This is a genomic window from Streptococcus australis (assembly GCF_015553625.1).
GTDB lineage: Bacteria > Bacillota > Bacilli > Lactobacillales > Streptococcaceae > Streptococcus > Streptococcus australis_B.
The window spans coordinates 38,610-65,410 of the sequence record NZ_JADNGY010000006.1 but is presented as its reverse complement, the minus strand read 5'-3'; the positions used below and the strand labels follow the sequence as shown (position 1 = coordinate 65,410).

Here is a 26,801-nt window from a genome sequence, read left to right as displayed (position 1 = left end):
CAGATTCATTCCTTTTCTATTTCAAAAATAATTTCATGATATCGTTCCAAGTCACAGCAATCATCAAAATAACCATGACCGCCACTCCAGCAAGGGTCAAGTAGGTTTCTACCTCCTGTTTAAGAGGTTTTCTACGAACAAGCTCGATCAGATTGATCAAGATTTTCCCACCATCCAAAGCCGGAATAGGAATCAAGTTAAAGATTCCGATATTAATAGACAGCATGGCCATCAAGGATAGGATAGCTGGAAGTCCTAGCTCCGCAGCTTGCGAACTAGCTTTGTAGATCGCTACCGGACCACCCAACTTGTTCAAACTAAAGTGGAAGATGATATCCTTCAAGGCCGTCAAAATACGAGTTGCTGTGTACCAAGTATCTGTCACACCTGAGAAAAGCTTATCTAGGAAGCCTGTCTTGACAGCATTGGTCACACCGATATAATACCGTCCCCCATCTTCTTCTGGTTGAACCGTCACTTTTTGAGTTTTCCCGTCTCGTTCATAGGTAATCGTTACTTCTGGATTTTTTCCTTGGTTACGGGTCGCCTTCTGGACAGAATCTGTCAACTCATCCCAGTTGGAGACCTTGTATTCATTGATTTGAACGATCTGGTCATTGTCTTTCAAACCAGCCTTGGCCACCACTCCTTGGGGAACGACCTGAACATGGTTGCTATAGTAGTCCACTGCACCTCCCTGCATAAAGGCAAGGAGAGAGTACACGACAATACTTAAGATAAAGTTGTTCATTGGACCAGCAAAGTTGGTCATCAGGCGTCCCCAGATACTAGCGTTTTGATACTGCACATCCAGAGGAGCAATCCGTACTTCTGTCCCATCTTCCTCAACGATGGTTGCATCATGGTGGACAGGATAAGTTTTGGTCTCTTCGATAACGATTCCTGTAATTTGAAGTTTATCCTCAAAATCAAAATCTGTAACATTCATGGGAAGAGCTGTCTGGTCGATATTTTTTCCAGAAAGGTTAATCCGAACAACTGTTCCCTCAGGGTTCAAAGTCAGACTGACAGGAGTTCCTGTCTTAATCTCTGTCGTGTCTTCGCCCCAACCTGCCATTCGGACATAGCCCCCCAATGGAAGGATTCGAATAGTATAGGCTGTTCCGTCCTTGCCTACATGGGCAAAAATCTTAGGCCCCATCCCAATCGCAAACTCGCGGACTAGGATGCCTGATTTTTTTGCAAAATAGAAATGACCGAACTCATGCACTAGGACAATGACGCCAAAAATGATAATAAAGGCAATAAATTGCATACACGCTCCTTTGTTTTATCTGATGATTGGATGATTTCTGTTTAAAACAGACCGAAGAATAGCATCAGTGGGAAGACAAAAATCAAGCTATCAAATCGATCCAAGACACCACCGTGGCCAGGAATAAAACGGCCAGAGTCTTTCACTCCAAAATGGCGCTTGATGGCACTTTCAACTAAGTCACCAAACTGAGCTGCTATACTGAAAAGAATAGTAAAGAGAATCATGGTCACCCAACCGTAAGATCCCGCAACTGTACGATCTAGTATCATAAAGATCAGCGTCACGACGACAGCACAAGCGATCCCGCCTAGACTTCCTTCAACAGTCTTATTGGGCGATACTCTTGGCAAGAGTTTTTTCTTACCGAACTGGCTCCCAATGAAGTAGGCCCCTGAATCCGTTGCCCAAACAATAAAGAGGGCCAAAAGAATTTTATCCACACCTGCTAAGCGCGCTTGAATCAAGGCATGGAAGCCAAAGCCAACATAAAAGCTTGAAGCAATCGGATAGACAACCTCGTCATAGGTATAGCCTTGCGCCAAGACAGTTGTCCCCATCAATAATAAGACCAAAAGGCCGTAGGCGATGAAATTCCCACCTGCTGGCAAGAAAGGGAGGTAACTTTCTAAAGGCAGAGCCAACACAAGAGCTGCTAGCATAGCCAAGGCTCCTTCGATGGTTTCGGTCTGCAATCCTTTCATCTTCAGCAATTCATGAACACCCAACATAGCGATGAGTCCCACTACAATCTGAAAAACAACTCCTCCAATAAGGACGACTGGAATAAAGAAAGCTAAGGCGATTCCTCCAAAAATCACTCGCTTCTGTAAATCTTTTCTCATATATTTCTCTCCTATACACCACCAAAGCGTCGATGACGATGGCTGTATTCTTCTATTGCATCATGCAAGGCCTTTTCTCCAAAATCCGGCCACATCACATCGGTAAAGTAAAGCTCACTATAGGCCGCTTGCCAAGGCAAAAAGTTACTCAAGCGAAGCTCCCCACTGGTCCGAATAATCAGGTCAGGATCTCGTAAGTCCTTGGGTAGACTACTGGTATACAAATAATTGGCAATCATCTCTTCTGAAATATCGCCTGGATTCAAGCGCGCATCTAGGACTTCCTGGGCAATTTGTTTGACTGCTTGGGTCAGTTCTGCCCGTCCTCCATAGTTCAAGGCGAAATTCAATATTAAGCCTGTATTGGAGCGTGTTAAGGCCTCTGCCTTTTCCAGAGCCTCCAAGGTTTCCTTCGGAAGACGGGAAACCTCGCCAATCATCTGGATCTTCACATTATTTTTGTGAAGCTCTGGAACAAAGCGGTCATAGAATTCAACTGGAAGATTCATGATAAAGCTCACTTCCTGTTGAGGACGTGTCCAGTTTTCAGTTGAGAAAGCATAGACCGTTAGGGCTTGCACACCCATCTCCTTGGCTGCAATGGTTACTTCTTGCAGAGCCTCCATACCAGCTTTATGCCCAAAGACACGAGGTTGCATCCGTTTTTTGGCCCAACGACCATTCCCATCCATGATAATTCCAATATGCTTGGGCACTTCTAGGGGAACACTTAACTTTTCTTTCTTTTTAAAACGAAACATGTTTTTCTACCTATTTCACTGTTTTTATCGCTTCATTATATCATAAATCCGCTTAAAATGGCAGTCTTGTCCCTTTTCTAGGGGGATCTAGCTAAAAATAAAAAAAGCGACCTTTTGATCGCTCCTTCTTATTATTCACCGTCGATGATAGAATCTGATTCGCCAGCGCCTTCAACTGCACCAGCTGTCACTCCTTCTGAAACTGGCAAAACTGTTTTAATAGCTGTCAATTCAAATGTGAGGTATACGCCATCCACATCCAAGACAACGGTTTTCCGTTCAGTGTCTACTTCATCAACTGTTCCATACAAACCACCGATGGTAATCACTTCATACCCTTTTTGAAGCTTGTTCAAGCTTTCCATCCGTTTTTGGTATTGTTTCTTTTGGCTACGGCTCATGAAGAACATCATTCCGACCATTAGCGCAAGCATAAATAGCAAGGTTGTACCACTTTGCATCCCATTTCTCCTTTTTAAATCATATATGCTCTACTATAGCAAATTTTATAGTGATTTTCAATATGAACCCCTGATTTTCAAAAAATAAGTCGGTAGATGGAGATGGTCTACTCACTATTCGATCCAGACAGCTTTCCTAGTGATTCCTTTTTTTAGAAAAAGAAAAAACCATAAAAAATAGGTTTTTGCTAATCGATTGTGATTCCATATTTTTCATGATTTTTATCATACCATTCAATCAACAACATCGCTGTTTGATAGGTGATGTTTTTAATTTTACTGGTTCCTTTTGTCAAGGTAGCTAGACTCATCTTACTAATATCTGTCTCAGTTGCTACTCTATAACTTGTCACCTTTCCATCCACCATCAATTGAACGACAGCTTCAACTTTCTTATAATCTTTTGTCGAATAAATATCAATTGGATTTTTCATAAAATCATCCTATCCCCTTAAATTTAGTCTTTTATATATTATATAATTTATTTGTTCATTTATATGGAAATCTTGCTTACAGACGCTTTCTAAGGCATTTTCACGCTGTATTTAGCATCAATTCATGAAAAAACATACCTATTTTTTATCATTTTTCACTTTCTGGGAAAAAAAACGATAAAACTATACCTTATATATTTTTCTTTTATTGACATAAAAAAGGCTAAGAATTTCTTCTTAGCCTTCTTTTTCAAACTGATTTTCTCTCGTTTATGGTGCTAGATGTCCTAGTTATTCTTCTGAGTTTGTATTCTCTTTAATAACCAATTCTCCATCTTCCATATCCGCTAACAAGTGTTTAGCATCAAGGTGATCCAAGTGGAAGTCGGTTACCTTGTCACGGATTTGTTGTTCAACCACCCGACGGAGTGGACGTACGCCCATGACTTCATCGTATCCTTCTTCGGTCATGTATTCTTTGGCAGCATCGCTCACCACCAAGTCAATGTCTTTCTTAGCAAGAGTTTTGTTCACTTCTACTAACATCAAGTCAACAATCTTAGAAAGGTCTTCCTTGCTCAAGTGTGAGAATTCGATCACTGCATTAAAGCGGTTCAAGAATTCTGGACGGAAGAATGGTTTCAAACGATCCAAGAGTTCTGGTTTGTCAGCATCTTCTGTCAAGTTAGCCTCATAACCAAAGCCAGCGTTTGAAGTAGCGATAATGACCGTATTCTTGAAGTTAACGGTGTTTCCTTGACCATCTGTCAAACGACCATCATCCAAGACTTGAAGGAGTAAAGTGATCACTTGAGGATCCGCCTTTTCAATCTCATCAAGAAGGACGATAGAGTAAGGATTGCGACGTACACGTTCTGTCAAAGTATTATTGTTATCATCGTAACCAACATAACCGGCAGTGGTACCAATCAACTTAGAAACGGCTGTACGATCGCTGTATTCTGACATGTCCAAACGGATGATGGCATCTTTGGTACCGAACATATCAAGGGCCAATTGTTTAGCCAACTCAGTCTTACCGACACCAGTAGGTCCTACGAAGAGGAAGCTACCGATTGGACGGTTGCCTTCGTCAAAGCCTGCGCGATTCCGACGGATGGCTTTTGCAACAGCTTCAACAGCCTTATCTTGACCGATAACTTTCGTTTGCAAACGGTGTCCCATATCTTTCAAGCGTTCGATATCGGTTGCTCCCATTTGAGAAACTGGAATACCCGTCATCCGTTCTACTGATTCAGCCACATCGTTGATTGTTGCTGTTACTTTATGGTCTTCCGTATGGTTAGCAATTTTCTTTTCCAGTTCTTCGATGCGAACTTTTGCTTTCAAAGCTGCTTCGTAATCTTCTTTAGCTGCAGCTTCTTCTTGTTTTGCTTTTTCTTCATCAATTTCATGTTCCACTGCGTGCACATCTGTTACTGGATGTTGAGCTGCCAAGTGAGCAGCTGTCACATCAACCAAGTCGATGGCCTTATCAGGCAAGCTCCGTTGTGGAATGTATTGAACAGAATAATCAACTGCTGCTTTCAAGACTTCATCTGGCAAGACAACATTGTGGTGTTTTTCATAAAGATCACGGATTCCTTGGAGAATCTTGAAGGTATCTTCAGCAGAAGGAGCATTGACCTTGACTTCGTTGAAACGACGAGCAAGGGCAGCATTTTTCAAGATGGTGTTACGGTATTCATCTTGAGTAGTTGCCCCAATCACGGTTAATTCACCACGAGAAAGAGCTGGTTTCAAGATATCCGCAAGACCTTTAGATCCTTGTCCATCTCCTGTGCTACCTGCACCAAGAATTTGGTGGATTTCATCGAAGAAGAGGATGACATTGCCCATTGCTTTGACTTCTTGGATCATATTTTGGATATTTTCTTCGAAGCTACCACGGTATTGCGTACCAGCTTCTAGACCAGAAATATCAATCGAGATGATTTCTTTGTTCTTGATAGCTGCTGGAACATCACCGTTCACGATAGCTTGAGCCAATCCTTCTACAACAGCCGTCTTACCAACACCTGCATCCCCGACAAGGACAGGATTGTTCTTGGTACGACGAGACAAGATTTCAGCTGTTTCTTGAATTTCTTTGTTACGTCCAATGACCGGATCCAACTTTCCTTCACGTGCTTCTTCGGTCAAGTTGCGACCAAGCTTAGCAAGAATCCCATCTTGCTTCATACCTTTAGCTTGGCTGTGTTGAGCTTGTTCGCCACCATCAGATGGAAGTTGACCTGTTTGGCGGTAAATAGCGAATTCTTCCGGTGTCACTTCACGACCATTGATCATGTAGCGGCGGCTTTCAGAACGGAAACCACCCATGTTTCCCATTAGTTGATTGAAAAGATCGTCCATATTGTTAAAGTTGTTGTTCATAGTTGTTACCTCGTTTTACATAATTTTAATTCGTTCTTGAAAATGGTAGCCAGACTGGCTACTTTAAGTTTGTTTACATAATTTTATTTTCTCTTTTAAATGAATAGCCTCAAGGGCTAGGATCTTAAATTCCTTCTTTTATCAATTAGTTTTCTATATTTTGGAAATAGCATCACACCATCTCCTTTCTACTATTGATCCTGTAAACTCTTGAGATTTTCTCAACCTCTTTTTGTTTACATAAATTATTATAATCCAGACTGATTTTTTTGTCAACACTTTTTACATAATTTTTTACTTTTTTTAAAAAAATTTTTCCAGAATCAAAAAGAGGCTGGGACAAAAGTTCTAGCCTCTCAATTGTCTTTGGATTGTCGAGCAAGACGCAGTGGTTGAGTGCTCAAAGCACTGCTTTGAGGTGGCGGATAGAACTTGCGAAGCAAGTATCCTAAGTCTTTATTCGCTTTTCAAGCTTCAAAGATGCCCTATGTTGACGGAAACTATGTTTCCTTTATCTGCAACCTTCAACAGTCTCCCAGACTGTTGAAGCTGTGCGGAGGTGGGACGACGAAATCGAATTCTAACGAATGACCGATTTCTGTCCCACTCTCCTCTTGTTAAATCATGTATTCGACGCTGTAGGTAGCGTCGGATAGAATCCGTGATAGGAATTGTTTGGTTCGCTCTTCCTTTGGACTATTGAAGAATTCATGGGGTTCGTTTTCTTCGATGATATGCCCGCCATCCATAAAGATGACGTGGTTGGCCACATCACGCGCGAAGCCCATCTCATGGGTTACGACAACCATGGTTACGCCTTCTTGAGCCAATTGCTTCATGACATCTAAGACGTCCCCGACCAATTCTGGGTCTAGCGCTGAAGTTGGCTCATCCAGCAAGATCACGTCGGGTTTCACTGCGATGGCACGCGCAATCCCGATCCGTTGCTGCTGACCACCTGACAATTGAGAAGGATAGTAATCCTTATAAGCGAGGAGGCCGACTTTTTCAAGGGCGGATTCTGCCCGTTGGATGGCTTCTTCTTTTGGAATCTTCCGAGCCACAATCAGGCCCTCTAAGATATTTTCAATCGCTGTTTTATTAGCAAAGAGATTGTAATGCTGGAAGACAAAGGCTGTCTTTTGGCGGATTTCTAGAATTTCTTTTTTGCTGAGCTTTGAGAGATCATACTCTTTTCCACCCAAAGTCAAACGGCCTGTGTCTGCCTTTTCCAAGTGATTGAGGCAGCGAAGGAAGGTTGTTTTTCCTGATCCAGATGGACCCAAAATAACGACGACATCCCCTTGGTTGACCTTGAGATTAACATCTACCAAGACTTGGTGGTCCTTAAATTTTTTCGATACGTGTTCTACTTCTAACATCTTCTCATTTCTCCTTCTTCTATGCGAGTGTCAGGCGTTTTTCTAAGAGGTTGAATCCCCACTGAATCACCCCACAAATGACAATATAAAGAATAAAAATCACTAAATAGGATTCAAAATATTGATAGCCATAAGAGGCTTCGACCTTGGCAATGGCGGTGATATCCTTGATGGTCATGACAAAGACAAGGGAGGTTCCTTTGACCAAGTTGATGACCAGGTTACACAGATTAGGCAGGGCCGCACGCAAGGCTTGTGGAAAAACAATGCGGATATAGGCTTGGCGGTTGGTCAAGCCAATGGCTTGCGCTGCTTCTAGCTGGCCCTTATCCACCGTCAGAATGGCTGACCGTAAAATTTCAGCCAGACTTCCTGTCGTCATCAAGCTAAAGATGATAAAGGCATAGTAAATGGGATTGATCTCAAAGACATTAAAGTGACTGCCTATGCTCTTAAAAAAGCTATTTAAGAGACTGGGAAAGAGACTATAAAAGAAGAGAATCAAGAGAATTGGAGGTGTCGCGCGGATAAAGGCTAAGTAAACCACTGAGAAACTGCGAACCCCTTTGACCTTATAGATCTGGCCGAGTGCCAAAAAGAGGGCTGGAAAAAAACTCAAGAGAATCGATACGACCATGATCAGAAGGGTCACTGGAACACCACCCAAGGTGGCTAGAAACGTTTTACTAATAAAATTGAAATCCATAAGCTACCTTTCTGTTACACTGAGTCGTTTTTCAAGCAATTGAGCGGAGAAGGAAATCACAAGGGCAATAGCCCAGTAGATCACTGCTACGGCTGTATAGGTCTCGAGGGAATAATTTCCAAGATTGCGACTGATCAAGTTGTTTCCTGCTCCCATGATATCGATAAAGCCAATGGTATAAGCCAATGCCGCATCGCGCATGAGGTTCAAGATGGCAGTCGTCATATTTGGAAGAGCCACGCGAAAGGCTTGTGGAAGGACAATCCGCCAAATAGTCTGAGCTGGTGTCAAACCAATACTCAAGCCCGCTTCCATCTGACCTTTTGGAATGGCCAAATAGGCTGCCTTAAAGACCTCGGAGATCATTGCCGCAAAGAGAAGAAACATGGCAATCAGGACAAAGACAAACTTGGACCAGTGGTCAATGTCAATGCCCAACCACCAGTTCAAAAATTGGGGCAGTCCATAAAAGACCAAAAAGAGCAAGACAATCGGAGGGGTACAACGCAAGGTAAAGACATAGCCTTTGGCCAGACCTGCTCCTACCTTATCTTCTGATACTTGTGCCCAGGTCAAAACCAAGCCAAATGCCGAACCTAGAAGCGTCGTTAACACCATCAAAGCTAGGGTCGCTGGTAGGGCTTGGACCAAGGTTGGGAGAAAAGTCCAGACCTTGGAAATGTCGTATGAGACCATGTTTCTTTTCCTTTCTGTATCCGTATAGAAATAAGGAAGCTGGGGCTATGCGCACCCAGTTTCATCTTATTTTTCTTTATCTACATAACTGAAGACATCTTCACCGAAATATTTTTCGGATAGTTTAGCAAGCGTCCCATCTTCTTCCAATTCTTTGATGGCCTTGCTGTAGGCTTCCGCAAATTTTTCGTTTTTCTTATCCTTATGAATCAATGGGTAAGTTGGAATTCCTTTGTAGGCAAACCAGCTAAGTTTGTCTGCATATTGGTGGTAAGAACCATCTTTATCTGTGACAGCTTTTTCAAAGGAAAGTTTAATGTCAAAGAAGCCATCGTAACGTCCTTCCAGAACCCAAGCATAGGCATCTGCAACTTTGAAAGATTCGGCAGCTGTTAATTCGATTGGTTGGTCCTTATGCTTTTCATTGTATTCTTTAATAACATTCCATTGGGCATTTTGTGGTGAAATCGGAACCAATTTTCCTTTTTCTTTAGCGAAATCATCGATGTTCTTGTATTTATCCGCATCTTCTTTCCGTACGGTAAATCCAATGATACTGGCTCCGATTGGTTCTTTTGGAATGATAAATTTCTTGGCGCGCTCTTCGGTATACCAAGCTCCTTTGGTTCCGATATCGTATTTACCAGATTCTAGACCAATCAAGAGATCGTCGTCACTGGTTCCAGTGTACTCAAACTTGTAGTCTGGTAGTTTTTCGTCAATAGCTTTGAGCACAGCTACTTCATAGCCATCTGATTCCCCTTTTTCATCGACGAAATCATACGGCACGTAGTTTTGAGTATGGGCCACTTTCAAGGTTGTTACCTTGTTCGATCCTGTTGATCCTTTACTTTCGTTTGCGTGGTTCAAGCTCCGACCAATAATCGTTGCACCTGCAAGGGCAAGAACGGCCACCCCACCAATAATCCATGTTTTTTTACTCATATTCTCTTTTCTCACTTTCTATTTTCCTTATTCTGCTGCAGCTTCACGAACCCATTCGATTCGTTCTTCATCAATGTCACTTGGAATGGTACAATCCGCACCGATGACCAAGCCTGTCGTTCCTGTCTCTGCGATGATGCGTTTGGTTTCTGCTTGGATGGCAGCCTTGTCTCCTGTGTAGAGAAGACCAGTTTTGCCATTTTCAAAACCACCGAGAACCGTGCGTCCACCGAAGATTTCGCGTCCTTCTGCTAGGCTGATGCCTTCTGGTCCGACTGCCCAGTTAATGACTGGGGCTGGATAGTCTGTGAAGAGATGGATATCATTGCGAGCTCCTTCGTAGCCACAGATATGAAGAATGTTTACTCCACCAGCTTCATTGGCTGCCTCTAAGACATGGAGTTCACTCGGCGCGATGACTTGTTTGTAAACTTCCTGACTGACACGCGCATCTTGGATGCTTTGAACACTGAGGTAGATCCCGTCTGCTCCAGCTTCTTTAATGATTCGTTGGCTTAAACTTGCGATATCTTGGCCAATGGTATCCAATACTTTTTTAAGAGTGGCTGCATCTTGATCGATAAAGTTGGCGATCAAGTCATCTCCACCTGACACTTCTCCGACCAACCATTTGAAGTAGGTCACTGGAGCAAAGATGTTGTAGATGGCTACAATGTCCTCTTCAAAACCGGCCCGGATTTTTTTCACAAGCTCTACCTGTTCTGTGATCCATGGATGATCTGCTCCGAGCGGTTCAATCCCTGCTAAATCCGAGATGTTTTCAAGGCCTTTGTGAATGGCTGGGTTTGGATAAGCAAAGTAGCCATCGCTCATGAGTTTGACAAAGTCTGGTTTGACCTTGTGAAGGAAGTTTTTATGGCCATTGAGGTTTTTTTCGATAATTTCTGGATTAGAAAATCCTTTTAACCATTCATCTTCTCTTGTAAAATGATGCCAAAATCCAACTGGCACACGGTCAACCGCTTCCCCTCTGAAAGCTTTTAAGACTAATTCTCTTTTTGTGGACATGTTCTTACCTCGTTCTGTTCTGTTCTTTTCTTGCTAGTTATCTTAACACTTGGACTTTTATTTGACTAATATATATTTTTTATCAAGCCCTTCATCTTTTTTTATCACTGATCTTCTAGGAGCAGGACGCCCGCTAGATCAGACGGGCGAATGAGGGAGATACTATGGGCTGGAATTTTCTCCAGTCTTTCCACATCCGGATCCTTTTTGCTTTCCTCTTGACTGCTAGCGGCAGCAACTTTTACGAGTCCTAAAACTAGGAACAAAGCTACCAGCATCAGACACCAAATATTGATCTTTTTCATCTCCCTCTCCTTTCTTCTTACAATACAGCTGCTTGGCGCACCCAATCTAAGCGTTCCAATTGGAAATCGTCTGGCACGGTGCAATCTGCCCCAAGGATCAAACCGCGACTTCCAGCTTCTGCCACCAAGCGGCGGGTTTCTTGCTCGATAGTTGCTCGTTCCCCTTGGTAAAGCAAGCCTTTCTTACCATTGACAAAGCCACCCAAGACGGCACGATCACCAAAGAGTTTGCGCCCTGCTGCTAGGCTCAGGCCTTCATGATGGGTCGCCCAGTTGATAACCTGAGCTGGATAATCCTTGAAGAGTTCCACTTCATTGCTAGCTCCTTCAAAGCCACAGATATGAAGGATATTGATGCCACCCGCTTCATTGGCCGCTTCTAGGACAACGATGTTACTCGGTTCAATGATCTTGCGGTATTCTTCATCTGTCACGCGCTCATCTTGGATCTGCTGAGTTGAGAAGTAAATCCCTTCAACACCTGCTTCTTGGATCAAGCGGCGACTTAAAGTAGCGATGTCTCCTGCAATCACGTCAAGGACATGAGCTAAAGTTTCTGGATCTTCCTTGATAAAGTCTGCAATCACTTGGTCTCCACGGGATTTATCCGTACGGAACCAGCGTTTCAAATAAGAAATAGGCGAGAAGATATTGTAGAAAGAAGCAATCTCCTCATGGAAATGGGAACGAATCTCCTTGACTACTTTAATCTGCTGTTCAATCCAAGGATGATGCTCTCCAATTGGTTGAATGTCCTTCAATTCTTGGATTGATGTGATCTCTCTCGAATAAAGGGCACTCGGATAGCGGAAGAAGCCATCGCTCATGATCTTGACAAAATCAGGTGATATTTCTTCAACATAGTGTTGGTGTCCTTTGATACTCTTTTCAAGTACGGCTGGATTGTCTAACCCCAATTCTTTTTCTTCTTGGGTCACATAATGGAGCCAAAATCCTACAGGGATTCGCTCTACTGCTTCACTTCGAATGGCACGAAGCACCAACTCTTTTTTACTCATACTGTGAAACCTCCTCAATCTCTTCTTCAAAAAGAAAACTGACTGACCGCTTCCCTTCTGAAATTTGTAACCATGATATCACCTCGGAAAGTAGCTGACTAATATATTTTCCCTATCAAGGCCTTAAAATTTCTTTATTGAGGCAGGTATCAAAAAAAGCGCAAGCCCTTGAAAATAAAGCCTTGCGCGCATTCTGATCTATTATTTTATTTTTAAAGAAAGGGACCTACTTTGAAAATTACTTGACTCCGTTATAAGAAACAACTATACCCCTCCTTTTCATTCTCCTAAAATATGGTATACTAAAGAAAAAGGAGGTGCCTATGTCTTCCATTCGTTTAATTGTCAGTGATATTGACGGAACCATTCTGGACCCGCAGCATCAGGTCGATCCCGACCTCATCGAACTCATCCCTCAGCTCCAAGAAAAAAAGATTCCTTTTATCTTGGCATCGGCTCGCTCTCCTATCGGGATTGCCCCTATCGCAAGAAGTTTGGGCGTCCATCAGGAACCTATCGCTTGCTACAATGGGGCTCTCATCGTCAAGGAAGAAGAGATTCTATTTGAACACAGCCTGGACAAAGATGAGATCCGCACCTTCCTCCATCGTGTGGACGAACTAGATCCCAGCATTTCAATTAATTGTTATAGCGGGGCAGTCTGGTTCAACTCCAGAGAGGACCAGTGGACCCAAGTTGAGGCTGCTATTACGGGTGAAACTCCCCAGATACAATCACTTTCTCAGACCCTCTCTGATGATACTCTCCATCTACATAAATTGCTCTTGATTGGAGAGACTCAGAATATTCAAGAACTCTATCAGAAGCTGGATCCGCAAGAATTTCCGCAGACTGCTTTTTACCTTTCAAAGGAAAACTACCTAGAAGTCACTGCCAAATCCGTCTCAAAAAAGGATGCTGTCCTTGAACTCGCGGCTTACTATCAAATTCCCTTAGAACAGGTCATGACCATCGGAGATCACTTCAATGACCTCCCCATGATTCGTCTGGCTGGACTTGGAGTTGCCATGGGAAATGCTCCTGAAGCCGTCCAGAAGGAAGCTCAAGTTGTCACCACCAGCAACCAAGAACACGGCGTAGCACAAGCTATCCAAGAGTATGTCTTACCGCCATCAAACAAATGAGAGTGGGACAGAAATCGGTCATTCGTTAGAATTCGATTTCATCGTCCCACCTCCGCACAGTTGAGTAAGGCTGTAAAAGCTGATGAAATCAGCGTAGTAGAGCCCACTCAACCACTGCGTCTTGCTCGACAATCCAAAGACAATTGAGAGGCTAGGACTTTTATCCCAGCCTCTTTATAACTCTTCCTTCTCTTTTCTAACTCACTGTTTGTAACCCAGCCTCTAATAAAAAAAGAAGCTAGGACTGGATCCTAGCTTCTTTTTTTATTCTACTGTTACGGATTTAGCAAGGTTCCGTGGTTTGTCTACATCAAGTCCACGGTGAAGGGTTGCAAAGTAAGCGATCAATTGGGTCGGTACCACCATTGAAATTGGTGAGAGGTAAGGGTGTACGGTCGTAAGAACGATATCGTCTGTATCTTTGGCAACATTTTCTTCTGCGATGGTAAGGACCTTAGCACCACGGGCAGCAACTTCTTGGATATTTCCACGAGTGTGGTTAGCAAGGACTGGGTCTGACAAGAGGGCCAAAACAGGTGTTCCATCCTCGATCAAAGCAATGGTTCCGTGCTTGAGTTCTCCTGCCGCAAAGCCTTCACATTGGATGTAAGAAATCTCTTTGAGTTTGAGACTAGCTTCCATGGCTACATAGTAATCTTGACCACGTCCGATGTAAAAGGCGTTGCGTGTTGTTTCAAGAAGCTCACGAACCTTACTCTCAATCAATTCTTTTTCTGAAAGAGTTGACTCGATAGACTGAGCGACGATAGACAACTCATGAACCAGATCAAAGGCTTGCGCTTTTTCGTTGCCATTTGCTTCACCAACTGCTTTTGCAAGGAAGGCAAGGGCTGCGATTTGTGCTGTATAGGCCTTGGTTGATGCTACGGCAATTTCAGGACCTGCATGAAGAAGCATAGTATAGTTAGCTTCACGAGAAAGAGTGGATCCCGGAACATTTGTAACAGTCAAGCTTGGGATCCCCATTTCATTGGCCTTGACTAAAACCTGACGGCTATCAGCTGTTTCACCAGACTGACTGATGAAGATGAAAAGTGGTTTCTTGCTAAGAAGTGGCATACCGTAGCCCCACTCAGATGAAATTCCCAATTCAACTGGCGTATCTGTCAATTCTTCCAACATCTTCTTAGAAGCAAATCCTGCGTGGTAAGATGTTCCAGCTGCAAGGATGTAGATACGGTCTGCCTCTTGAACAGCCTTGATGATAGCTGGATCTACGACTACTTGACCAGCCTCATCAGTATAGGCTTGGATCAACTTACGCATCACCGTTGGTTGCTCATCGATTTCCTTGAGCATGTAGTAAGGGTAGGTACCCTTACCGATATCTGACAAGTCAAGTTCAGCAGTATAGCTAGCACGTTCACGGCTGTTGCCATTATAGTCTTGCACTTCAACACTATCAGCCTTAACGATAACCAACTCTTGGTCATGGATTTCCATGTATTGGTTGGTTTCACGAATCATAGCCATGGCATCAGAGCAGACCATATTGTAACCATCTCCAAGACCAATCAAGAGTGGTGATTTGTTTTTTGCCACATAGATGACATCTGGATTTTCAGAGTCAATCAAGGCAAAGGCATAAGAACCGCGGATGATGTGAAGAGCTTTTTTGAAGGCTTCAAGTACTGACAAGCCCTCTTCTTCGGCAAATTTCCCAATCAAGTGAACAGCGATTTCTGTATCTGTTTGTCCCTTGAAGTGGTGACCTGCAAGGTATTCTTCCTTGATTTCAAGATAGTTTTCAATCACCCCATTATGCACCAAGACAAAACGTCCTGTCTCAGAGCGATGTGGGTGAGCATTGTCTTCTGTCGGTTTTCCGTGAGTGGCCCAACGAGTATGTCCGATACCAGTTGTCCCCTCAACACCGGCAGTTTTAGCAGACAATTCTGCAATACGACCAACTGCTTTCACCAAATGGCTTTCAGCACCACCTAGAACAAAAATTCCAGCCGAATCATAACCACGGTATTCGAGTTTTTCAAGTCCTTGAATCAAAATATCCGTTGCATTTGTATTTCCAACAACACCAACAATTCCACACATAGTTTTTACGACACAGACAAGCTGTGCTTTCTCCTTCTATAAAAATGAAAGAAAATAGGTATCCATACTTGAGTTCCCTTATTTTCTTAGCCAATTTATAAAATTGGTCTAGTCTGATTTGATAGAAAAATCATCAGCGGAGTCAGTATACAATGCTTTTTCCTGTTTGTCAACCTAAAAAATACCAGAAATTGGTCTAGTTAAGAAAGGGTTAAGAAAAACCTACCAACATGTCGGTTGATAGGGTAGGATGATTGGCTTCATTTAAGATAGTAATTGATTTCAACTAATCTAGATGCCTATCCAATAATTTCATGAGCTTCACTTCATTTTTTTACCTTTTTAATTATAAAATGAACTCCCAGCAAAACAACTATGATAATAGAAATATAGGCAAACATGAACTGATTCGATAGATGTTCACCACTCGCATTCTGCAAGATAATCCCATAAGATTCTTTGTAGTTCGTAATGACCGAAGATGGGGCGTCATTAAATACTTGAGCAATTGAATCTTTCATCAAAACTTGTTTTAAGAGTGCATTCACCTGTGTTAGAGGGAACCAGGTCATGACCTGGTGCAAGGTTTCTCCTACGGATCCAATTGAAAGATAAACACCAGAAATGAAGCCGATAAAGGTTCCAACTATTGTACTCAAAGTTGTAAAAGCTGAACTAGTTCGGATAAAAGTCAAAATTGGAAGAATAATAGCCGCAGATAAGATCGTTCCTAATGAGGTAACCCCCAAAATTGATAAGTAATCAGTCATTGAATAATCAAGAAGAGAACTAAAACCATTAAAAATACCAATTGCAAAAACACAAGAGAACATGGTCATAATAATCCCAAATAGAATTGCAAAAACTGCATAGGCTAATTCAACCTTAAAGTTAGATACTGGACTGACTTTAAAGTCCTCACTCAACTTCTTTTCTCTATCTGAAACCATTACGCCAAATGCACCAAGAGTACTTGTCATTGAAATAATAGTTGTTAAACCTGAGATTAACCAATAATTGACCATCTGAATGGTATCCGTAGAGGCGGTATCACTATTCAAAGCCTCCTTGATGGCATCAATCTGAATTTGTCCTAGAAAGACTTGATAAACCAAGATTAAGATGATGACCGATAAGAAGGACATCAAGAAAGCTAATCGATCTCGTGTATAGACTTTCCGATTTCTAGAAATTAATTCAAGCATTCCCCTCTCCTCCTTTAGATTTTAGTAAGTTCAAATAAGCTGCTTCCAAATTGGAGTACTCCACATTAAATGTTTCAATAATTGATTTTCCTTGATTTTCTGAAATAATCTCCATCATCTCTTCAACCGAGACATCCTTAAATACGACTTCTGCCTCAGAGAGAACTTGACACTTATTTACAAATTTAGATACAGATAACGATTTTACTGATTGACCAGGTTTTAAAGTGACATTCAAGTTAGTGGTTGAATGCTGTTTAATAAAATTAGCAATATCTCCTGAATAATACAAATTACCTTCGATTAAAACATTTAAGATATCACAAGCAGCCATCTCTTCCAAATAATGAGTGATAAGAACGACAGTCATATTACCTTTTTTGTTCAGCTGATGGATCGCTTCCCATAAATCATGACGAGATTGTGGATCTAAACCAGTTGTTGGCTCATCTAACAACAGCAAAGACGGTTGTGGCAATAAAGCTCGGGCAATATCTACTTTTCGTTTTTGTCCTCCTGATAAACTGCCATATTTTTTCTTTTTTAGAGTAGCTACATCCAAATAGGATTGCAAATCTGTAATACGCGTTTGTACTTGTGATTTTGATAAGCCGTACAAGGATCCACGAGATACTAAGTTTTCCTCTACCGTTAAGTTATCATCTAAACGATTACTTTGAAATACAATACCGATATGTCGATAAAAATCTTTCGTTGGCAAAGATTTTCCATCCACTTCCCAAAGAATCTCTCCTGAACTTGGCTTGAAATTTTTAATCAACAAATTAAAGAGTGTTGTTTTCCCTGCACCATTCGGTCCAAGAAGTCCATAAAATTTTCCTTCCTCAAGAACTAAATCAATTCCTTTCAAAGCCTCAAAGGAACCATAGCTTTTCTTTACATTGTGTAATCTAATTTCCATTTTCTGACACCAACATCCTTCCTGAAGCAACTTCTTCCTTCCTTTCTTCTACTCTCAGTATATCCAATTTCTATCATTTAACGTGAGGACATTCATGTCCAAGTCTAACCATTATTTTCACCAACAAAAGAGGCTGGGACAAAAGTCCCAGCCTCTCAACTGTCTTTGGATTGTCGAGCAAGACGCAGTGGTTGAGTGAGCTCTACTACGCTGATTTCATCAGCTTTTACAGCCCTACTCAACTGTGCGGAGGTGGGACAACGAAATCGAATTCTCACCAATTACCGATTTCTGTCCCACTCTCTCAATGTTCATTTTATATTTTTCAAGAACAACAGACGAAAGGATAAATACTTCTCTATACCTCAGTGTAGTTTAGACCCTTTTTCTCAAGGTCCTCTTTCCATTCTTCTTGCATGTTTTTCTTCACTAAATTCTCAGATAATAAGTCTGCCATCAAGCATACTTTTTGATAATCATTTTTTGCTTTTTCTAGATCATCTTCTATAAATAAAGCAACTTTCCAATTTAAAGCATAAACAAAAATATTATCCTGAAAATCATGTCTCTTTGTCATAATATCATTTAAGGCTTTAACAATGTCTGGCAACCTGTCGTATATCCCATAATGGGCTAACACGCCTGCAGCTGAGATGAGCGTATTTTGTAGCATTTCCAACTCTGATAAGGGGTAATAATCTATCGCAAGTATAATCTTCTCCACTAAGTGTATAAATTCTTCTTGATCAAAGACCCCCAAAGCCAAAGAAAGCAAGCGCAATTTAATTATTTCCACATCGTTAGGACTTAACTCTTTTTTCTTCATGGCTTGCCCTAGATACTCATCTAATAAACCTTGATCAAAAGAAGGATTTTTAGATCCAATCATATCAACCGTAGCTTGGGCGACCTGGACAGACAGTTTTTCTTCCTCTGGCAGGTGATCAAAATAATTTTCATAAATGTCCTCAATAATTTCTTCATGCCGATGAAGACGATCTTGATCTCCATAATGGTATAAAGTCCGTAATTGATACTTGAGGTTCAGATATTCTGCCGGCAATTCTAAACTCGTTTGATTCGTTAGCGTATCTAGGGAAACACCTAGTTGCTCAGCAATATACTTTGCTGTTGCAATTGTTGGTAAAGACTGACCCTTTTCAATTCGCTGGAGTTGGCGTGTCGTTAATATGTCCTCAATACCACAGATTGCTTGTCTACTTAATCCCTTACTTTCACGTAGAGTTTGTACTTTTTTCCCTAATTCTGTTTTAAAATCCATCATACAAGCTCCTTTTCTTCTGGTTTTATTATAGCACATATTAAAGTTGAACGTTTTTTAACTTTTTCCAGTACTAAATGAAAAATCGGAAATGAAGAATGCCATCAGAAACAGCTGCATCTGATGGAGTTCTGCACTTCCGAAAATAAAACTAATTAGTCAACTACTGAAATGAACGAATTCTATCATACTTGGACAATAAATTCCTCAACCATCTTCAAAAACTTACTCTTCAAATCCATTCTGCTGGCTCAACTCACGGAACCAATGGCCCGATTTTTTCAGGCGTCTTTCTTGAGTGGCTAGGTCTAATTCGACAAGGCCGTAGCGGTTTTTATAGCCGTTGAGCCAAGACCAGCAGTCGATAAAGGTCCACATGAGGTAGCCCTTACAGTTGGCCCCTTCTTGAATAGCCCGGTGCAATTCACGCAAGTGATCTTTGACGAAGTCAATCCGGTAGTCATCTTGGATTTCCCCATTTTGACGGAATTTTTCTTCCCCTTCAACTCCCATTCCATTCTCTGTTAGGAGCCACTCGATGTTGCCATAATTTTCTTTGATGTTTTGCGAAATGTCATATAAGCCCTGCTCATAGATTTCCCAACCTCTGTGTGGGTTAATCTTTCTACCTGGCATGACATAGGGTTCGTAGAATTGCTCAACCAGCATTGGAGACTCTGGGTTTGGCGCATAACGGGGCACAGAGACCCGCATTGGCTGGTAATAGTTGACCCCTAAGAAGTCAACTGTATGTTCTTTTATCAGCTCTAAGTCACTTGAATCTACCTCTGGCAAGAGATCGCGTTCTCGCAGGATTTCTACCAACTCTGGTGGGTAAGTCCCAAGCACAGATGGATCGAGAAAAGACTTGGCTTGGAAGAGTTCAGCGATTCGTGCTGCCTTGACATCTGCTGGATGTTGGCTCCGTGGATAGGCTGGTGTCAAGTTCAATACCACTCCGATTCGATAGTTTGGATCCACCTCGTGGCAGGCCTTGACAGCAAGGCTACTTGCCAACTGGGTATGGTAGGCAACTTTGACTGCTGCAGCGGCATCCACCTTATGTGGGTAATGGGCATCATAAAAATAGCCAAACTCTACAGGAACAATAGGCTCATTAAAGGTAATCCACTGATCGACCAAGTCCCCATAGGTTTCAAAGCAGAAACGAGCATAGTCGCGATAGGCATAGACCGTCTCCTTGTTCTCCCAACCATCTCCTTGTTCTTGCAAGGCAAAAGGAAGATCAAAGTGATAAAGATTGACCATCAAATGAATGCCTTTGGATTTGATGCGTTCAAACACTTGGCGGTAAAAGGCCACTCCTACTGGATTGACTTCTCCACGCCCCTCAGGGAAGATTCGAGACCATTGGATAGAAGTCCGAAAGGCGGTATGTCCAGTCTCGACTAGAAGCTCAATGTCTTCTTCCCAATTTTCATAAAAGGTCGAAGTTAAGCCGGGCCCTTCTTGGAAACGAAAGCGATGAGGCTCTACTTGATACCAGTAGTCCCAGAGGTTGTCCCCCTTGCCATCTCCGGCAAAGCGCCCTTCTGTCTGAGGACCAGATGTCGAAGTCCCCCATAAAAAATCTTGTGGAAAGTTGATCATGTGTTTATCCTCTCTCATTGTCTTCCTCTCTATTATACTCCCTTTCAGCCCTCTTCCTAGAGACTATTTTCAGTCATTTTTACGCAGATTATAGAAAAAACACGCTAGCTATCAGAAGACCCGATTTCTAACGTGTTTTGTTTCCATTATAGTTGATTAACGACATAATCAAAGAGAGCCTTGTCTCCTTCACTTATCTGATAACGCAGTTCTGGATGCCACTGAACCCCGAGAAAAGCTGTCCCGTGGGATGATTGCACCGCTTCGATGATCTGATCTTCAGAGCTAACAGCAATCACTTCTAGATGAGGGGCTAAATCCTTGATCGCTTGATGGTGGTAGGAATTAATCTGACCAACTTCCCCGAACAAGTCTCGCAAAACGGTCCCCTCGACGGTTTCGATTGAATGACTAGCTTCGCTGGAAGGATTTTCCTGCCAGTGATGATCGATATCTTGGTAAAGCGTCCCGCCCATAGCTACATTATAGAGCTGCATGCCTCGGCAAACTGTAAAGATAGGCTTCTTAGCAGCTACTGCTTCCTTAATCAAGGCCAATTCAAAAAGGTCGCGCTCAAGCAAGTAATCGTCACTGACAATTTCCTTTTCTGCCCCATAAAACTGAGGAGAAACATGCTGACCACCTGTGATGATCAGCTTGTCAATCAAGGAAATATAGTGCTCAGCCGTTGCTGGGTCTCCAATCGGAAGGATGAGGGGGATGCCCCCCGCTTCTTGAACCCCTTGGACAAAGCCTGTCGGTGTGTAACTGAGGTACATTCCTTCCTCTTCACGAAAAGGGCGTTGGTTACCCGTAATCCCAATCACTGGTTTCTTCATCGCTCATTCTCCAATCTCTTCATAGCTAATATAGTTTCTTATTTTATCACACTCCGAAGGTGACTTTCAACTTTTTTCATGATTTTGAAAATAAGGAGAGATTTTCTGGAATTTTTACGAATAATACAGGTGAAGAAACAATTTTCTTCAAAGAAAGGAGAAGATAGATGAACACAATTTCTATTCATTCTGATGACATACTATCAGATCACGAACTATCCTCTATTCAAGGTGGATTTATACCAGCTGTCATTGCAGGGGTAGCTACATGGAAAATTGCTGCAACTGCTGTCAGTAGTATTGGACTCGTTTTTGCTGCAGGAGCAGGACTAGGATATCTAGCTAACCGTCCATAGGTAAGAACGATGAAAAAAAGACGCATATTCCATATCATCACGATATCTACTTTACTTTTTTCTAGAATCTTTTTAGCAGTTCTACAAATCTTACACGACCTTCACTATCTCACACTCCCATTTGAAACTTATGGAGTGAGTGATTTACTTTCTGGGATTCTTGTTATTTGGATCCTCATCATTGCATATCGGGGAATCAGAAAGGAGAAAAGCAATGAACAATTTACAACTTTTAACAACTGAAGAATTAGAAAACACCAAGGGCGGTGTTGGTCTAGCTGAAATCGTTGCGATTTCAGGAGTTGCAAACTTTTTTGTATCCGTCTTTAATGCAGGATATAAATTCGGAGCTGACTTAGCCCGACGTCATTAAGATAGAAAAACAGTTGAAATAATTTTCAACTGTTTTTTATTGGTTATTTCACAACAATGTTGACAAGCTTGTTAGGTACCGCAATCACCTTCACGATTTCCTTGCCATCGATCTCTGCTTTGACTTTTTCGTCAGCCAAAGCGACTTCTTGCAATTCTTCGCGTGACAGGTCCTTCGCAACCATGAGTTTAGCACGGACTTTACCTTTGATTTGAACGACGATTTCGATTTCGTCTTCAACCAATTTACTTTCGTCCCATGTTGGCCAAGCCACATAAGAGATAGACTCACCTGTTGCTGCGACTGTTTGCCAGAGTTCTTCTGCCAAGTGAGGCGCAAATGGAGCGATCAATTGGATAAAGCCTTTAGCGTAGTCTACATAAAGTTTATCTTCCTTGTTAGCTGCATTGACAAAGACCATGAGTTGGGCAATGGCTGTGTTGAATTTCATCGACTCAATTTGCTCTGTGACAGCTTTAACGGTTTCGTTATAAACCTTGTCTAGAGCGCCATTGTTTTCCGCAACGATTTCCTTGGTTGTGATCAAACGGTACACACGATCGAGGAATTTACGGCTTCCTTCCAATCCTTCTTCAGACCAAGCGATGGAAGCATCAAGTGGTCCCATGAACATTTCATAGACACGAAGGGTATCCGCACCGTATTGTTCCACCACATCGTCTGGATTGACAACGTTCTTGAGGGATTTAGACATCTTAGCTGGTGCTTGCTCCAACTCTTCCCCTGTTTCCACATGGAAGAAGGAACCGTCACGTTTTTCAACCTTGTCAGTTGCCACAAGAGCGCCACGGTGGTCACGGTAGCTTGTTCCCAAAATCATTCCTTGGTTAAAGAGTTTTTGGAATGGCTCTTTGGTTGGAACAACACCGATATCATAGAGGAATTTATGCCAGAAACGAGCGTAAAGCAAGTGGAGCACGGCGTGTTCTGCCCCACCCACGTAGATATCGACTGGCAACCATTGTTTGAGGAGATCCTCGTCAGCCAATTTCTCAGTGTTGTGTGGATCGATATAGCGGAGGTAGTACCAGCTTGAACCTGCCCATTGTGGCATCGTATTGGTCTCACGACGACCTTTGACACCATCCTCACGAGTCACTTCAAGCCAGTCTGTCAAGTTAGCCAATGGGCTTTCACCAGTACCTGAAGGGCGGATGTCCTTGGTTACTGGCAAGACAAGTGGGAGTTCACTTTCTGGAACAGCTGTTGAAGTTCCATCTTCCCAATGAATGATTGGGATTGGTTCACCCCAATAACGTTGACGGCTAAAGAGCCAGTCGCGGAGACGGTAAGTCACCTTCTCTTGACCAAAGCCTTTTTCTTCCAACCAAGCCACAATCTTGGCAATCGCTTCTTCTTTGTTGAGTCCGTTCAAGAAGTCAGAGTTGACGTGAAGGCCATCCTCTGTGTAAGCAGCTTCTGCTACGTTTCCACCTTCCAAGACTTCTACGATTGGAAGGCCGAATTGTTTAGCAAATTCCCAGTCACGTTGGTCATGAGCAGGTACAGCCATAACAGCACCAGTTCCATAGCTAGACAGAACGTAGTCGGCAATCCAGATTGGAATTTCCTTGCCATTGACAGGGTTTATGGCATAAGCACCAGTCCAAACCCCTGTTTTTTCCTTGGCAAGGTCTGTACGAGCCAAGTCTGACTTGAGGCTTGCTTGGTGTTTGTAGTCAGCTACAGCCTCTGCTTGTTCTGGACTTGTGATGGCATCTACTAACTCATGCTCAGGAGCTAAGACAGTGAAAGTCGCACCGAAAAGGGTATCTGGACGAGTCGTAAAGACGGTGAATTCCTTGTCTGTTCCTTTCACCTTGAAAGTGACATTGGCACCAGTTGATTTCCCAATCCAGTTGCGTTGCATGTCCTTGATAGACTCTGGCCAATCCAGGTCATCCAAGTCATTGAGCAAGCGTTCCGCATAGGCAGTGATTTTGAGCATCCATTGGCGCATTGGTTTGCGGACAACTGGATAGCCACCACGCTCAGAGGTTCCGTCAGGGAGGACTTCTTCGTTGGCGATAGCTGTTCCTAGTTCCTCAACCCAGTTTACTGGCACTTCTGCTTCATAAGCAAAGCCTTTTTCGTAAAGCTTCGTGAAAATCCATTGCGTCCACTTGTAGTAGTTCGGATCTGTCGTATTGACTTCACGGTCCCAGTCGTAAGAGAATCCAAGCGCATTGATTTGGCGTTTGAAGTTAGCAATGTTTTCTGCTGTGAATTCCGCTGGGTCATTCCCTGTATCCATAGCGTATTGCTCTGCAGGCAAACCAAAAGCATCCCAGCCCATTGGGTGAAGGACATTGTAGCCTTGCGCACGTTTGAAACGGCTAAGGATATCTGTCGCTGTGTAGCCTTCTGGGTGTCCTACGTGAAGACCCGCTCCAGATGGGTAAGGGAACATGTCAAGCGCATAAAACTTAGGTTTTGAAGCGTCTGTTCCTGTCTTAAAGGTGTGATGGTCAGCCCAGTGTTTCTGCCACTTAGGCTCGATTTCTTTATGATTGTAAAAACTCATGCTGTCTCTCCAATTTTCGTGATGCTCCTATTATACCATTTTTAGGGGATTTTTAAAGGTTCTATCCACCAAAAAGAGGCTGGGACAAAGTCCTAGCCTCTCAATTGTCTGCGGAGGTGGGACGACGAAATCAAATTCTAACGAATTACCGATTTCTGTCCCACTCTCTTCCCTGTTCAATATACAATCGCTCTTAAACTCCTAGTCTTCTACGTGACTTTCTAGTTCTTTTTGAGCTTTCTTATTGGATTCTTCTTTTTCTTTCTTCCATTGTTCACGCGCTTCATCGTACTCCTTGGTTGTCAAAACTTTGTCTTGCAATTCCAAGTACTTGTAGTTGAAGGTTTGACCCTTGTGTCCTGTCCAAGCAAAGGCAGCTGTGTATGGAACTGTCTTACGAACACCTGGAGAGGCACCATCTGAATGAATCGGGATTAAGAGGGCACTATCAGTCAACCAAGCCTGAGCCTTAGCATATTTTTCATAGCGGTCATTGACATCTTTTGTTTCATTATGTGCATCTTCAATCAATTGATCGTATTCATCAAAACCAGCTTCTTTAGCAGCTGCGTTATTAGTACCAGCATCAAATCCGAAGTAAGAATTTGCATTTTCACCATTCTTAGAGTTTGTGATATCTAGGTAAGAAGATGGATCGGTATAGTCTGGACCCCAACCCAAGTTGTTGTTCAAATCCCAGTCTTGTTGAGAAGCATTTTCAGCAAAGTAGGTCACTCGATTAAGATCGTCCTCAGATACCATATTCAAGTCGATGACGACATTTTCTGCTCCTAGGGTAGATTCGATCGACTGTTTAAAGGATTGAGCTTGCTTGACTCCTTCTGTATAGGTGGATGAAACAGGGAGGTCCAAATGAATCGGGAACTCTACCCCTTGGCCTTGAAGAGCTTCTTTGGCCTTGGCAAACTCTTCCTTGGCCTTGGTTGGATTGTAAAGGGTATCTTTTCCATCTTCGACAGAAACACCTTTCCATTCATCACCATATTCTTCTAAGTTTTTCTCTACAGACTCACCGAAATCTTTGCCATCAATTTGAACAAAGTTTGGAGGAGTGAAGGTGTTGCGGATGACCTTGTCTGCAGATGCTTCCCCATTGGCTTGCGCTACATAGGCCTTGCGGTTGAAGGCAAACATAATGGCTTGACGGAAGTCTTTATTCAAGATTGCTTTCTTGGTTGAGCTCTTTTGAGCATCTGTAGTTTTAGTCGTAATCTCATAAGCTTGACGGTCAATGTTGAAAGACAAGTTATAAGTAGAGGATCCTTGGTCACTGAAGACAATGTCATCTTTGTGTTTCTTCTCTACACTCTTATAGTTAGAGCCATTTGGGAAGACACGGGCAAAGGTATAGTCTCCGTTATCAAATCCACGGATCAAAGATTCTGAATCTTGTCCATCATAATAGGTCAGCTTCACCTTAGAAATTTTAACATTATCCGCATCCCAATAGGTTGGGTTCTTTTCAAGCGTCACAACAGATTTAGATGTGATGGCTTTGATCAAATAAGGACCACAATAGAGGATACTGGAAGGGTTAGTACCTTGACCGTAGTCATCTCCCTTAGAATCTAAGAATTCTTTATTGACTGGCATCAAAATACCCATGGTCGTTTTTGAATTCCAGAAACTTTCTGGTTGGTTCAAGGTGTATTGAACCGTATAGTCATCAATGGCTTTGATACCAACCGTTGAGAAGTCTTTGGTTTTCCCTGAGACATAATCATCCAATCCTTTAACGGATTGTTGGACGAGATAGAGGGCCGAAGACTTCTTATCCGCCGCATGCTGAAGCCCTGTCACAAAGTCTTGAGCCTTGACTTCTCCGAATTCTTCCCCCTCAGCGGTTACCCATTTAACCCCTTTACGAAGTTTGTAGGTATAAGTCAGACCATCTTTTGAAACAGTCCAATCCTTAGCGAGAGATGGGATTAAGTTGCCGTATTTGTCAACTTCTAATAAGCCATCCACAGCATTTCCTGTAAATTCTGAGGTTGACTTCTTGTTAGAGAGTGAATAATCCAAAGTATCCGGGTCTTGCGTATAGACATAACTAAAGACCTGGTTGTCCGAACTTGAAGATTTCCCTCCTTGTGAGCAGGCTACCAGTGCGCTTACAGACAAAAGCAGAGCGCCGGTGGCTAAGAGTAGCTTCCCTTTTTTCATATGGATCACC

The 26,801-nt window shown here is 42.6% G+C and carries 24 protein-coding genes; 3 read left to right on the top strand and 21 right to left on the bottom strand.

Going from position 1 to position 26,801, the window contains the following annotated elements:
• Positions 1 to 16: 16 nt before the first annotated feature.
• From rseP to I2D56_RS06445, 13 genes are all read right to left on the bottom strand, one after another.
• Entirely contained in the window at positions 17 to 1,276 is a 1,260-nt protein-coding gene (gene rseP, locus I2D56_RS06505) for an RIP metalloprotease RseP (protein ID WP_023022155.1), read from the bottom strand.
• Positions 1,277 to 1,317: 41 nt separating this feature from the next.
• The gene (locus tag I2D56_RS06500) at positions 1,318 to 2,121 is read right to left on the bottom strand and encodes a phosphatidate cytidylyltransferase (RefSeq protein WP_023022154.1); all 804 of its coding nucleotides are present in this window, start codon (positions 2,119 to 2,121) and stop codon (positions 1,318 to 1,320) included.
• A gap of 11 nt (positions 2,122 to 2,132) precedes the next feature.
• Positions 2,133 to 2,882, bottom strand: coding sequence for an isoprenyl transferase (locus I2D56_RS06495; protein ID WP_023022153.1), 750 nt, complete (start codon positions 2,880 to 2,882; stop codon positions 2,133 to 2,135).
• A 131-nt stretch (positions 2,883 to 3,013) separates the two neighbouring features.
• Positions 3,014 to 3,343: a preprotein translocase subunit YajC gene (gene yajC, locus I2D56_RS06490; RefSeq protein WP_023022152.1), complete on the bottom strand. Its 330-nt coding sequence runs from the start codon at positions 3,341 to 3,343 to the stop codon at positions 3,014 to 3,016.
• Positions 3,344 to 3,531: 188 nt separating this feature from the next.
• A complete protein-coding gene (locus tag I2D56_RS06485; RefSeq protein ID WP_023022151.1) occupies positions 3,532 to 3,777 on the bottom strand; it encodes a hypothetical protein in 246 nt (81 codons plus the stop codon).
• Between the two features lie 291 nt (positions 3,778 to 4,068).
• On the bottom strand, positions 4,069 to 6,174 hold the full coding sequence (locus I2D56_RS06480) for an ATP-dependent Clp protease ATP-binding subunit (RefSeq protein WP_195348222.1): 2,106 nt from the start codon (positions 6,172 to 6,174) through the stop codon (positions 4,069 to 4,071).
• Between the two features lie 617 nt (positions 6,175 to 6,791).
• Positions 6,792 to 7,556 carry an amino acid ABC transporter ATP-binding protein gene (locus tag I2D56_RS06475; RefSeq protein WP_006595036.1) on the bottom strand — a complete coding sequence of 255 codons (765 nt, stop codon included), beginning with the start codon at positions 7,554 to 7,556 and terminating at the stop codon, positions 6,792 to 6,794.
• Between the two features lie 19 nt (positions 7,557 to 7,575).
• Positions 7,576 to 8,262, bottom strand: coding sequence for an amino acid ABC transporter permease (locus I2D56_RS06470; RefSeq protein WP_006595037.1), 687 nt, complete (start codon positions 8,260 to 8,262; stop codon positions 7,576 to 7,578).
• A 3-nt stretch (positions 8,263 to 8,265) separates the two neighbouring features.
• Entirely contained in the window at positions 8,266 to 8,958 is a 693-nt protein-coding gene (locus I2D56_RS06465; protein WP_006595038.1) for an amino acid ABC transporter permease, read from the bottom strand.
• A 66-nt stretch (positions 8,959 to 9,024) separates the two neighbouring features.
• Positions 9,025 to 9,903: a transporter substrate-binding domain-containing protein gene (locus tag I2D56_RS06460; RefSeq protein ID WP_195348221.1), complete on the bottom strand. Its 879-nt coding sequence runs from the start codon at positions 9,901 to 9,903 to the stop codon at positions 9,025 to 9,027.
• 27 nt (positions 9,904 to 9,930) lie between these two features.
• On the bottom strand, positions 9,931 to 10,932 hold the full coding sequence (locus tag I2D56_RS06455) for a uroporphyrinogen decarboxylase family protein (RefSeq protein ID WP_195348220.1): 1,002 nt from the start codon (positions 10,930 to 10,932) through the stop codon (positions 9,931 to 9,933).
• 104 nt (positions 10,933 to 11,036) lie between these two features.
• Positions 11,037 to 11,237: a hypothetical protein gene (locus I2D56_RS06450; RefSeq protein WP_154858917.1), complete on the bottom strand. Its 201-nt coding sequence runs from the start codon at positions 11,235 to 11,237 to the stop codon at positions 11,037 to 11,039.
• A 17-nt stretch (positions 11,238 to 11,254) separates the two neighbouring features.
• Complete coding sequence (locus I2D56_RS06445; protein WP_195348219.1) at positions 11,255 to 12,256, bottom strand: uroporphyrinogen decarboxylase family protein; 1,002 nt, start codon at positions 12,254 to 12,256, stop codon at positions 11,255 to 11,257.
• Between the two features lie 323 nt (positions 12,257 to 12,579).
• On the opposite strand from I2D56_RS06445, the gene I2D56_RS06440 reads away from it, so the two are divergent.
• The gene (locus tag I2D56_RS06440; protein ID WP_195348218.1) at positions 12,580 to 13,401 is read left to right on the top strand and encodes a Cof-type HAD-IIB family hydrolase; all 822 of its coding nucleotides are present in this window, start codon (positions 12,580 to 12,582) and stop codon (positions 13,399 to 13,401) included.
• A 264-nt stretch (positions 13,402 to 13,665) separates the two neighbouring features.
• Here the strand turns inward: I2D56_RS06440 and glmS are convergent, their stop codons facing one another.
• The 6 genes from glmS to I2D56_RS06410 all read right to left on the bottom strand — a co-directional run bounded on the left by glmS (position 13,666) and on the right by I2D56_RS06410 (position 21,333).
• Entirely contained in the window at positions 13,666 to 15,474 is a 1,809-nt protein-coding gene (gene glmS, locus I2D56_RS06435; RefSeq protein WP_195348217.1) for a glutamine--fructose-6-phosphate transaminase (isomerizing), read from the bottom strand.
• 326 nt (positions 15,475 to 15,800) lie between these two features.
• A complete protein-coding gene (locus tag I2D56_RS06430) occupies positions 15,801 to 16,679 on the bottom strand; it encodes an ABC transporter permease (protein WP_117744927.1) in 879 nt (292 codons plus the stop codon).
• The gene (locus I2D56_RS06425) at positions 16,672 to 17,601 is read right to left on the bottom strand and encodes an ABC transporter ATP-binding protein (RefSeq protein WP_123159789.1); all 930 of its coding nucleotides are present in this window, start codon (positions 17,599 to 17,601) and stop codon (positions 16,672 to 16,674) included. Before I2D56_RS06425 ends, I2D56_RS06430 begins: the two co-directional genes overlap by 8 nt.
• A 358-nt stretch (positions 17,602 to 17,959) precedes the next feature.
• Positions 17,960 to 18,886 carry a helix-turn-helix domain-containing protein gene (locus I2D56_RS06420; protein WP_229050198.1) on the bottom strand — a complete coding sequence of 309 codons (927 nt, stop codon included), beginning with the start codon at positions 18,884 to 18,886 and terminating at the stop codon, positions 17,960 to 17,962.
• A 222-nt stretch (positions 18,887 to 19,108) separates the two neighbouring features.
• Positions 19,109 to 20,494: a glycoside hydrolase family 1 protein gene (locus I2D56_RS06415; RefSeq protein ID WP_195348216.1), complete on the bottom strand. Its 1,386-nt coding sequence runs from the start codon at positions 20,492 to 20,494 to the stop codon at positions 19,109 to 19,111.
• Positions 20,495 to 20,640: 146 nt separating this feature from the next.
• Positions 20,641 to 21,333 carry a gamma-glutamyl-gamma-aminobutyrate hydrolase family protein gene (locus I2D56_RS06410; protein ID WP_195348215.1) on the bottom strand — a complete coding sequence of 231 codons (693 nt, stop codon included), beginning with the start codon at positions 21,331 to 21,333 and terminating at the stop codon, positions 20,641 to 20,643.
• Positions 21,334 to 21,500: 167 nt separating this feature from the next.
• Between I2D56_RS06410 and I2D56_RS06405 the strand changes: the two genes are divergently transcribed.
• Positions 21,501 to 21,689, top strand: coding sequence for a class IIb bacteriocin, lactobin A/cerein 7B family (locus I2D56_RS06405; RefSeq protein WP_195348214.1), 189 nt, complete (start codon positions 21,501 to 21,503; stop codon positions 21,687 to 21,689).
• A 214-nt stretch (positions 21,690 to 21,903) separates the two neighbouring features.
• On the top strand, positions 21,904 to 22,062 hold the full coding sequence (locus tag I2D56_RS06400) for a class IIb bacteriocin, lactobin A/cerein 7B family (RefSeq protein ID WP_048717604.1): 159 nt from the start codon (positions 21,904 to 21,906) through the stop codon (positions 22,060 to 22,062).
• A gap of 43 nt (positions 22,063 to 22,105) precedes the next feature.
• On the opposite strand, the gene leuS is transcribed toward I2D56_RS06400, so the two are convergent.
• Both leuS and I2D56_RS06390 read right to left on the bottom strand, forming a co-directional pair.
• The gene (leuS, locus tag I2D56_RS06395; protein ID WP_195348213.1) at positions 22,106 to 24,607 is read right to left on the bottom strand and encodes a leucine--tRNA ligase; all 2,502 of its coding nucleotides are present in this window, start codon (positions 24,605 to 24,607) and stop codon (positions 22,106 to 22,108) included.
• A gap of 201 nt (positions 24,608 to 24,808) precedes the next feature.
• On the bottom strand, positions 24,809 to 26,791 hold the full coding sequence (locus tag I2D56_RS06390) for a peptide ABC transporter substrate-binding protein (RefSeq protein ID WP_195348212.1): 1,983 nt from the start codon (positions 26,789 to 26,791) through the stop codon (positions 24,809 to 24,811).
• Positions 26,792 to 26,801: the final 10 nt, after the last annotated feature.

Excerpts from the sequence above, each read along its gene's own strand:
- I2D56_RS06500 (WP_023022154.1), bottom strand. The coding sequence starts at position 2,121 with ATGAGAAAAGATTTACAGAAGCGAGTGATTTTTGGAGGAATCGCCTTA.
- I2D56_RS06390 (WP_195348212.1), bottom strand. The coding sequence starts at position 26,791 with ATGAAAAAAGGGAAGCTACTCTTAGCCACCGGCGCTCTGCTTTTGTCT.
- I2D56_RS06425 (WP_123159789.1), bottom strand. The coding sequence starts at position 17,601 with ATGGAAATTAGATTACACAATGTAAAGAAAAGCTATGGTTCCTTTGAG.
- I2D56_RS06485 (WP_023022151.1), bottom strand. The coding sequence starts at position 3,777 with ATGAAAAATCCAATTGATATTTATTCGACAAAAGATTATAAGAAAGTT.
- I2D56_RS06440 (WP_195348218.1), top strand. The coding sequence starts at position 12,580 with ATGTCTTCCATTCGTTTAATTGTCAGTGATATTGACGGAACCATTCTG.
- I2D56_RS06405 (WP_195348214.1), top strand. The coding sequence starts at position 21,501 with ATGAACACAATTTCTATTCATTCTGATGACATACTATCAGATCACGAA.
- I2D56_RS06450 (WP_154858917.1), bottom strand. The coding sequence starts at position 11,237 with ATGAAAAAGATCAATATTTGGTGTCTGATGCTGGTAGCTTTGTTCCTA.
- I2D56_RS06420 (WP_229050198.1), bottom strand. The coding sequence starts at position 18,886 with ATGATGGATTTTAAAACAGAATTAGGGAAAAAAGTACAAACTCTACGT.
- I2D56_RS06430 (WP_117744927.1), bottom strand. The coding sequence starts at position 16,679 with ATGCTTGAATTAATTTCTAGAAATCGGAAAGTCTATACACGAGATCGA.
- I2D56_RS06480 (WP_195348222.1), bottom strand. The coding sequence starts at position 6,174 with ATGAACAACAACTTTAACAATATGGACGATCTTTTCAATCAACTAATG.
- I2D56_RS06475 (WP_006595036.1), bottom strand. The coding sequence starts at position 7,556 with ATGTTAGAAGTAGAACACGTATCGAAAAAATTTAAGGACCACCAAGTC.
- I2D56_RS06400 (WP_048717604.1), top strand. The coding sequence starts at position 21,904 with ATGAACAATTTACAACTTTTAACAACTGAAGAATTAGAAAACACCAAG.
- leuS (WP_195348213.1), bottom strand. The coding sequence starts at position 24,607 with ATGAGTTTTTACAATCATAAAGAAATCGAGCCTAAGTGGCAGAAACAC.
- glmS (WP_195348217.1), bottom strand. The coding sequence starts at position 15,474 with ATGTGTGGAATTGTTGGTGTTGTTGGAAATACAAATGCAACGGATATT.
- I2D56_RS06445 (WP_195348219.1), bottom strand. The coding sequence starts at position 12,256 with ATGAGTAAAAAAGAGTTGGTGCTTCGTGCCATTCGAAGTGAAGCAGTA.
- yajC (WP_023022152.1), bottom strand. The coding sequence starts at position 3,343 with ATGCAAAGTGGTACAACCTTGCTATTTATGCTTGCGCTAATGGTCGGA.
- I2D56_RS06465 (WP_006595038.1), bottom strand. The coding sequence starts at position 8,958 with ATGGTCTCATACGACATTTCCAAGGTCTGGACTTTTCTCCCAACCTTG.
- I2D56_RS06460 (WP_195348221.1), bottom strand. The coding sequence starts at position 9,903 with ATGAGTAAAAAAACATGGATTATTGGTGGGGTGGCCGTTCTTGCCCTT.
- I2D56_RS06470 (WP_006595037.1), bottom strand. The coding sequence starts at position 8,262 with ATGGATTTCAATTTTATTAGTAAAACGTTTCTAGCCACCTTGGGTGGT.
- I2D56_RS06455 (WP_195348220.1), bottom strand. The coding sequence starts at position 10,932 with ATGTCCACAAAAAGAGAATTAGTCTTAAAAGCTTTCAGAGGGGAAGCG.
- I2D56_RS06495 (WP_023022153.1), bottom strand. The coding sequence starts at position 2,882 with ATGTTTCGTTTTAAAAAGAAAGAAAAGTTAAGTGTTCCCCTAGAAGTG.
- I2D56_RS06415 (WP_195348216.1), bottom strand. The coding sequence starts at position 20,494 with ATGATCAACTTTCCACAAGATTTTTTATGGGGGACTTCGACATCTGGT.
- I2D56_RS06410 (WP_195348215.1), bottom strand. The coding sequence starts at position 21,333 with ATGAAGAAACCAGTGATTGGGATTACGGGTAACCAACGCCCTTTTCGT.
- rseP (WP_023022155.1), bottom strand. The coding sequence starts at position 1,276 with ATGCAATTTATTGCCTTTATTATCATTTTTGGCGTCATTGTCCTAGTG.